The following is a 7,816-nucleotide window of genomic DNA, read 5'->3' on the forward strand; positions in this document are numbered from 1 at the left end:
GAGCCTAACCCCTAATAAATGTCGCTGGTATTCGAGTCGAGAACCCCCTAAATCAAGAGAAATTCGCGGGAATTTGAGAAGATTTCTTGTCCCCCCCTTATTCAAGGAGGTTCGGGGCGATCGAGACTTGGATACAAACAACAGAGACGGTCGGTTTGACGTTAAGTTGTCACACCTGGGCACGGTCAGGTTCCTACTGTATTTGAGAGCATTGAAAACTGCTGTAGAGTATTTGTCTCGGTCTTTTAGTTCGTTAAGAAGGCCGAGCCAGAAGTAGAGATATTGGAAAACCATAATTAACCTTTTTTAAAGCATTTGCTATTTTCTGGTCATCGGGGCAGACAAACCGATACAGGATGCCTCGTGCGATCGTCCAATTGACCGGCAACTTGATTCGCCACGAGCATAACTTCTCCTCGACCATTCACCACCCAACCGCGAGCCGGAACAACTTCCCTCGCCGGGATTTCCCCGAATTCCCTCGCTTGCCGATCCGTTACATCCCGTAAATTGTCCGTTGCCGAACTTCCTGCCTCTTCCACCCACGCAAACGGGGATGCAGCGCTGCTGAGGGTATCATCAGGACTTGCTGGCACTCCTCCTTTCCCCGTGACAGTAAATGCGCTCTCGGTCCCTTTCGTGCAGGGATTTGCCGCCATTAAAGCAGCCGGAGCCACAATATTTTGCGGCAGTTCCACTAAACCTTGAGCGGGATTGACGCCAGAAGCACTAAATGTAACACTACCTTGCAAAGCCGGGCCACTACTTTGGGAGATAGCGGCGATGTCGCTGGTGGGAAGCTCAGATGTAGGACTTAGTTGCAAATCTGCAAATTGAGCGTCACTGAGCCCCAAGCGGCCTTTCACTTGTTCGCGGCCCGCTGCTGCAAAGCCCAAGATATTCGGGACATTGACTGTAACGCGGCCGCCCTCCGCGCTCTTGGCGTTGGCCGTGATGTCGCTATTGTTTCGTCCTACTAGGATATCGCTGTTGAGGGTGATGTTGCCGCCCTCGGCAGCACCCGCATCGGTGGTAATTCGGCTGTTGTCGCGCAATTGGATGTCTCGCGCGAGCAAGTTAATATTAGCCCCGGTACCCGATAAACTCGTGCCGTCAATGGTGGCTTTGGTGTTGAGGGCGATCGAATCGGCGACCACATTGATGCTGCCAGCCCCCCCCGTTCCATCACTCTGGACGCTAACCACTGCGCCGTCTCGGACACTCAACCGGCCCGTCGCAATGCTCAAGCTTCCCGCCGCACCAGATGCAGGTTGCAGCCCCAACTGAGTCTGGTACAGCAAATTTCCCGAAGCTGTGCCGATGGCGCTAGGAAAGAGGCCGTCTCTGGTAGTGCCGACTATTTCCACGGATTCCGAGGCCGTGACAATCACATTTCCCCCACCTCCGGCACCCAGAGTTCCGGCTATGATAGCTCCTCCGTCTCGCACGATCAACCGTCTGGCGTTCAACGTCACATCCCCGCCTTTGCCGCTCCCAACCGTTCCCGCAGCGATTAGACTTCGGGAAGACAGGGAGCCTGCTGCGGTGCCGAGCACTTCCACCGAGTCTTTTGCGTTGACGGTGATGTTTCCGCCTGGCCCCCCCTCCGGAATCAGCCTTTCTCCTAGCTGCGCCCCGCTCGAAGAAGAGATGGTAGCCCCTGCTTCTAGGCGCAGGGAGCCGGTGTTAATTTCGATGTTTCCTGCCCTTCCCGTGCCGCCAACACTGTTAGTGGTTAGAGCCGTATCCAAGGGGCTATCAGATCGCTCTCTAGCTACTATTACCGAGTCAGAAGCTCTCACGAGCAGATTTCCGCTGTTGCCTGCACCAAAAGTCGAGGCCGAGACGAGAGCTCCGTCGGTGACACTCAGTTGACCGGTTTCGATAGCGATACTGCCTGCATTTGCGCTGTTAAAAGTTGTGGTGAACAGCCCGGAGGCGTTGATTTCTACCGATTCACTGGCTCTAATTGTCACGCCGCCGCCCTCTCCGGTACCGAGTGTAGGGTTGAGTATTGCCGATCCGTCTCGCATAGTTAATCGTTTGGTGTCGAGCGCTATCTCCCCGGCTCTGCCAGCACCGAGGGTTCCGGTAGAGATGCTGCTTTCGCGCTCGGCGATATCTGGCGACTCTTGTGCTGCACCAGGATCGAGAAGCCGTCGCCGAAAGTTTTCAAATCCTATTCCCTTGAGTTCTATTTTCTCGGCGGTTCGTACCGAGATCGGGCCTCCGGCTCCGCTTCCGGTAGTGATGGAGCCGACAAAGGCTCGATCTAAAAGGCTAAATCGTACTGCTTCGATATTGATGCCGCGGCCGTCCATGCTTCCGATGGTATCGGATACTAGGCTCGAGCGATCGCGCAAAATCACGTTTCCGGACCGCAGTGCGATCGCCCCTCCCCCCGGCCCGCTCGCTGTCACCGCCGATAAACCTGATAATTCTATGTTGCCAAACTTTGCCACATTTCTATAGTCTAAACCTAATGCTTGGGGCGTGATGTTGAAGCTTACCAAATCTGGACTTGCCACGCTGCCTAATTGAATGTTGCCACTCACAGCGCTGGCAAAACCATTGTTAAATATTATATCTCCTCCTACCAGTGCTAAGGTTTGACCTGGAGTAACTGCTAAACCTACGGGGAGTGTTCTGCCTTCAATTACTTGGGTGACACTCGATGAGTTGACTATTGCACCGGGATTCTCTCTAAATCTCAAACCCACCGGAATATTAACCGTCAATAGCGGCGAACCTTGCGGGTTGGCGCTGCTGAATTCCACGCCGTTATTAAACACAATACTGTCTGCCGTTGAAGCTAGAAACGAACCGCGCACATCTAACCTAGCCTTCTGTCCGAATACTATTCCTTTCGGGTTTATTAAAAATAAATTTGCGTTTCCTAAAACTCCCAAAGTTCCTAAAATATTAGAATGGTTGCCCCCGGTTACGCGGCTAAAAATATTAGTAATTCCGCTGGGATTTGCAAAATATGCTCCCCGCCCTTCACTGATGTTAAATTCGCGCAAGCTGTGAAACAAGCTTGAACCGCGTGTAGCCCCGCCCTCTATGCGATCGCTGGGCAAATTATTAATTGTCTCGGAAACCGTGCGCGAACTTTCCGGACCCAGGGTATTATCGGGGATAATTTGGGCGATCGCCCCAGATGGCAACAGCAGTGAGGCGCAAAATAGTAAGTAAAAATTGGTGCTAGCCATAAAATAACCTTTGTTTCAAGAGGGGGAAGGAAACGGTTTATCAGTTTGAAGTTGACACCAATAGCCCGACAGCCTGCCCTTGACTAGCTGTTATGGAGATATGTATTAACCTAATATCCATGCTAGATTCTGCGGTTCGGAAAATTTATGTCAAGTTTTTGCATCGGGCTGGCGCCCACAGTTTACAACAGCCAGATTGTTTCCGGCTGCATTGCTATTATTCAAAGAGAACCCCGATTTCTTAAAGCCTGCGGGGTGCTGGGGATTCTATTTTTGAAGATGCCCCTTAATTTAGTCATTAAATGCCTGGTTTTTAGAAGGGAAAATAATTGATTCTAAAGTAGATGCCTTTTTCCTGCAAAGTTCGATCGCCCGATCGAGCATTTATCAAAGGAATACCATAGTCTAGACGCACATTCAACCTATCGCCCATCTGCCAAACTAGGCCCAAACCTGCACCCAGCAGTTTGTCAGAGTCAGGATTTGGCTTTTCTCCCGAATGGTTCCACCCTAACCCAAAATCGATAAACGGAGCGATTTGCAACAATCCTTCAACTTCCGGGACACGCCAAACCGGAATTCGCACCTCCGCAGACGCGATCGCACCGCTATCAGTTAACAGCAAATCTTGGCGGTATCCGCGCACGCTTTGAACGCCGCCGATCCCGATTTGTTCGAGGGAAAGCAGGGGGCGATCGGCCAATTGAATGTCAGAACGCAGAATCAGCAAGGTTTCTGGGGCTAGCAGCCGCACGTATTGGGCTTGTCCGCGCCACGCCAGAAAGCGACTGTCAGGGCCGCTATCGTTCGCAGTAGCGCCCAGAAATTTGGTACCGAGGGAAAACTGGGATCGCGCTGCGAAAACTTGGTTGGAACTCCGCTGCACATATTCTTGAAAAAATCGCACAGCCGAAACCCGGGTTTCGCCGCGCTCGTTTGCTCCCGCCGAAAGCGCAAATCGTTCGCCTCCCAGGAATGTGTCGCTTTCTTGCCGCGAAAAACTAAGTCCCAAAGCCAAAGTTCGATCGGGCTTTTCGACAATCGGTTGGCGGTAACTTAACTCGTAAGTCCGCGATTTCCCCTCTATTTGTACGCGATCGAACGGTTCCTCGATGATATTGGTGCTAGCAGCACTCGCAGCGAACCTAATCGTGCCGTTGCGCGCGTTGACGGGGACGGTGTAGCTGCCGTTGAATTCATTGCTGCCGTCGGTGTTAGCATAAGATACTTCTAATCCGTCGCCCAAACCGAGCAAATTTGCTTGATTGATGCGAACACCGCGGCGAAAACTGCCGACGCTGGGCGATCGGTTGTTGTCTGCGAACACTTCACCGCTAAAGGTGTCTGCTTCTTTTACCCGCACTTCTAAGCGACTGTTTTCCGGGCGGCTGCCGGCTTGGAGTTCGGCGGAAATAGTGCCAATTAAAGGGTCGAGTTGCAGCAGTTGCAAGGCTTCCAGCAACCGATCTCGGTTGAGCGGCCGTCTGGTGGCGCGCTCTAGGCGCGATCGCACGTAATTTGAATTTAAGCGCCTGTTTCCAGTAATCTCAATTTCATCTAATCCGCCTTCTACAATCTGAATTTTCACCACACCTCCGGATCTGGGAAAGGTTTGGTTGGCCGGAATTAGAGCGCCGGAATTGATGTATCCGGCCGCTACATATTTTTGAGTAACGGCTGCTTCGGCTGCGATCAGTTCGGCAAAGGTGATGTCGCGCCCCGCAAACTCTTTAATAACTTCTGCGAGTTCGCGATCGCTAAAAGCCGTGTTGCCCTCAAATTCAAAGCCCGAAACCCTAATTGTACCCGGAATTCCCGGCGTAGCACCGCCGGGATCGGGTGTTAGCGGGGTTGGTTGGAGGGGAGACGACGGGGGAGGTTGCGGTGCTGTTGGTGCAGGTAATTCCGGCTCTCTGGGCAGAATGGGGTTGGGCAGTTGGCTTGGGTTGGGCAGTTGGACCAGGTGCGAGTCTGGCTCGATACCCAAATCGGTTTTTTTTCGATCGATATTTTCTTCTAGCTTTTGACCTCGGTTAAAAAGCTCGGTTTCTTGAGTTTTTGTGCTTAATGTGCTATCTGCAGAATTTGCCGCCAACGGCGACGGGTCGGGAGTTTCTGCAGGTGCCGATAAGGGTAGAGTTGGCGACAGTGCCGCAAGTTCTGATTCAGCGGGTAACTGCGTTTCCTCGTAAGCGGCCCGTAAGCCTTCGCGACTGTCAAGATTAGTGTCGGGAAGGAAAGCTCGATCGCCTCCACTGCTAACTGCTGGCAAATTTTCAACATTTGAGGTCAAAATTTCAACTGTGCTAGCGGATGTTTTTGCTGGTTTTCCCAACAAAACTAACCCAAAAATTCCAGCGAGTAAAAATAGTTGTTGCGATCGACAAGCCATAAGATTTAATTATTATCTCGCTTAAGTGGGAAAATATTTTCAGGAAGTGAGCACCCTCAAGTAAAAATCAATTTTAACAGCAAAAAAACGCAACAGCCGTCGCAGCTAACAGTTTCGTAGGCGGTAAATACCAAAAGGTCGATCGACCCCTGTTCATTTCCCAACGCTTACCCACCAACCGGGTTATTATCTGAACAATTATCGTGTAAGTCGATCTGCAGCTGTATAAAACGCGGTTGATTTGGTCGAAAAACCTACGCTTTTAGTCGGATTCCGCGACCATAATTGTTTTGGACGCACCAGTGACAAGAACCGGATTTTTGGCGCAAATACTTCGTTACAGCCGGCAGATGCTGTAAAAAACCCGGTTTCTTTGATTTTGATGCATCATCGCAAATCCGACTTTAATACCCCCCTTTATTCTTGAGTCCGCGTCGGCAGACCTGGTGTGCCCAGACGCGGTTTCAACCGCCAAGTCTTATAAAGGAAGTTTCTAACTATGAATTATGCAGAGCGGCCCGCACCAGCCTCCGCACCTATTTGAGTCGCGTCAGCCAATCCCACCAACTTAGCGCTCAACTCCCACATCCGCTCGCCTTTTTCATCATCGCGGGCCTGGGGAGAAACCTTCTGCACAAAAGACTTGCCATTTTTTTTCTGGCGGTTCCCCCAACTCCAATAAGCCCCAGATTGCTTGTATTCTGGATCGGCAACCACCATCGCCAGCCTTTCCCCCGCCAACTCCTGCGACACGTAACCCCCCGTGATATTCTTCTGAAACAGCGGGAACAGCTTCTGAAATAGAGGATAGTGATTGCGGAACAGCGGCGTATCCGCCACGCATCCCGGATAAAGCGAAGTGAAAGTAATCCCCGTCGATTCGTGAAAGCGGCGGTGCAATTCCCGCATCGTCAGCACGTTGCAAACTTTGCTATCTTTGTAAGCCTTGACCGGTTCAAACTTCTTGCCGTCAACCATCGAAATCGGGTCTTTGAAACCCGCTTCAAAACCCTCAAACTTGCCCAAATCCGGGCGCGGCGGAATCTTCCCGCCCAGCTCGTCTGGATTGTGAGTCACAGTTCCCAAAATCACGATTCTCGCATCGGAATAATAGGAAGGCTTCATATTTTCCATCATCAGGTTGCACAGCAGGAAATGACCCAGGTGATTGGTAGTCATCGTCAACTCATAACCCTCCGGGCTCCGCAGCGGTTCCTTAATCAAAGGCATATAAATGGCCGCGTTACACACCAAAGCGTCCAGAGGCCTGCCGCTTGCCTTAAATGCCCGAGCAAACTTGCGCACGCTCTCCAAATCGCCTAAGTCAATCTGCATGATGGAGAAACTGCCTTCAGGTATGCTCAACTCTTGGGCGGCATCTCCGGCTTTCCCCACGTCCCGACAGGCCATGACTACGTGCCATCCCTTGTCTGCGAGAGCTTTCGCGCCGTACAAACCGACGCCGGAGGAAGCGCCGGTAATGATAACCGTGGATTTGTGATTTTGTGCCATCTTGTTAAAAACGCTTCCGCTATTGATTATTTTCAGGCTCTCAAAAGCTGAGCTAGCAGCTCGGATGTTTTGAAATGTCCTACGCTTATTAGGATATGAGGAAACGTTCTCGATCTCAACTGCCTTTTGGCCCAAGGGCAAGATCGAGTCATTTTCGCTCTTTTTGCTGGTTGCCCCTCAAACACCGATCGAACATAAGACTTTGATGAAAAAAGTAAATTGGTCGATGGAACAAAATATTTACGATCGTCAAACAGAATTTTTAGCCCAATTGCAGAAACAAGGATACATTTACCAAGAAACCAAATATCTCAATTTTTGCCCAGAAGCAGCTCATCAATATTTCCCCCCTGATGATTGTGTTTTATTCATGGGAACCCTGAATTTGTGTCGGGATATCTTAAGAACTTCGTGGATTCCGGGAGCTTATATGGACGAAAAGAATCTCCGCTGTTCCAGTTACTAGACTTATTTCGGTCAATACTTGTTAAATAATAAATATTTCCTGATTTCTTTGGGCGAATTCCTCAGAAGAAAAACCGAAATTATGGAATATTTCAAATCCGATGGAGATTTGTTTGTTCGACCAGACAGCAATATGAAGTCAATCGATTTGAGATTTGAGATTTTAGATTTTAGATTGAAGCATTGACAAGGCCCAAAAACGGATACCGTGCCACGTACTTAAGTCGTGGAAAGA

At 50.6% G+C, this 7,816-nt stretch carries 4 protein-coding genes; 1 reads left to right on the forward strand and 3 read right to left on the reverse strand.

Annotated elements, in window-relative coordinates:
* Positions 1–329: 329 nt before the first annotated feature.
* From QUB61_RS26650 to QUB61_RS26660, 3 genes are all read right to left on the reverse strand, one after another.
* Positions 330–3,212 carry a two-partner secretion domain-containing protein gene (locus QUB61_RS26650; protein WP_333129865.1) on the reverse strand — a complete coding sequence of 961 codons (2,883 nt, stop codon included), beginning with the start codon at positions 3,210–3,212 and terminating at the stop codon, positions 330–332.
* 313 nt (positions 3,213–3,525) lie between these two features.
* A complete protein-coding gene (locus tag QUB61_RS26655) occupies positions 3,526–5,604 on the reverse strand; it encodes a ShlB/FhaC/HecB family hemolysin secretion/activation protein (protein WP_333129862.1) in 2,079 nt (692 codons plus the stop codon).
* A 504-nt stretch (positions 5,605–6,108) separates the two neighbouring features.
* Entirely contained in the window at positions 6,109–7,116 is a 1,008-nt protein-coding gene (locus tag QUB61_RS26660; protein ID WP_333129860.1) for a protochlorophyllide reductase, read from the reverse strand.
* A gap of 205 nt (positions 7,117–7,321) precedes the next feature.
* Here QUB61_RS26660 and QUB61_RS26665 point away from each other — a divergent pair, with 205 nt between their 5' ends.
* On the forward strand, positions 7,322–7,582 hold the full coding sequence (locus tag QUB61_RS26665) for a hypothetical protein (protein ID WP_333129858.1): 261 nt from the start codon (positions 7,322–7,324) through the stop codon (positions 7,580–7,582).
* The last annotated feature ends 234 nt before the right edge of the window (positions 7,583–7,816 follow it).

The organism is Microcoleus sp. C2D2 (genome assembly GCF_036702495.1).
Classification (GTDB): Bacteria; Cyanobacteriota; Cyanobacteriia; order Cyanobacteriales; family Microcoleaceae; genus Microcoleus.

What these genes read in the sequence shown, in the direction of transcription:
- QUB61_RS26650 (WP_333129865.1), bottom strand. Translation starts at nt 3,212, where the DNA reads ATGGCTAGCACCAATTTTTACTTACTATTTTGCGCCTCACTGCTGTTG.
- QUB61_RS26655 (WP_333129862.1), bottom strand. Translation starts at nt 5,604, where the DNA reads ATGGCTTGTCGATCGCAACAACTATTTTTACTCGCTGGAATTTTTGGG.
- QUB61_RS26660 (WP_333129860.1), bottom strand. Translation starts at nt 7,116, where the DNA reads ATGGCACAAAATCACAAATCCACGGTTATCATTACCGGCGCTTCCTCC.
- QUB61_RS26665 (WP_333129858.1), top strand. Translation starts at nt 7,322, where the DNA reads ATGAAAAAAGTAAATTGGTCGATGGAACAAAATATTTACGATCGTCAA.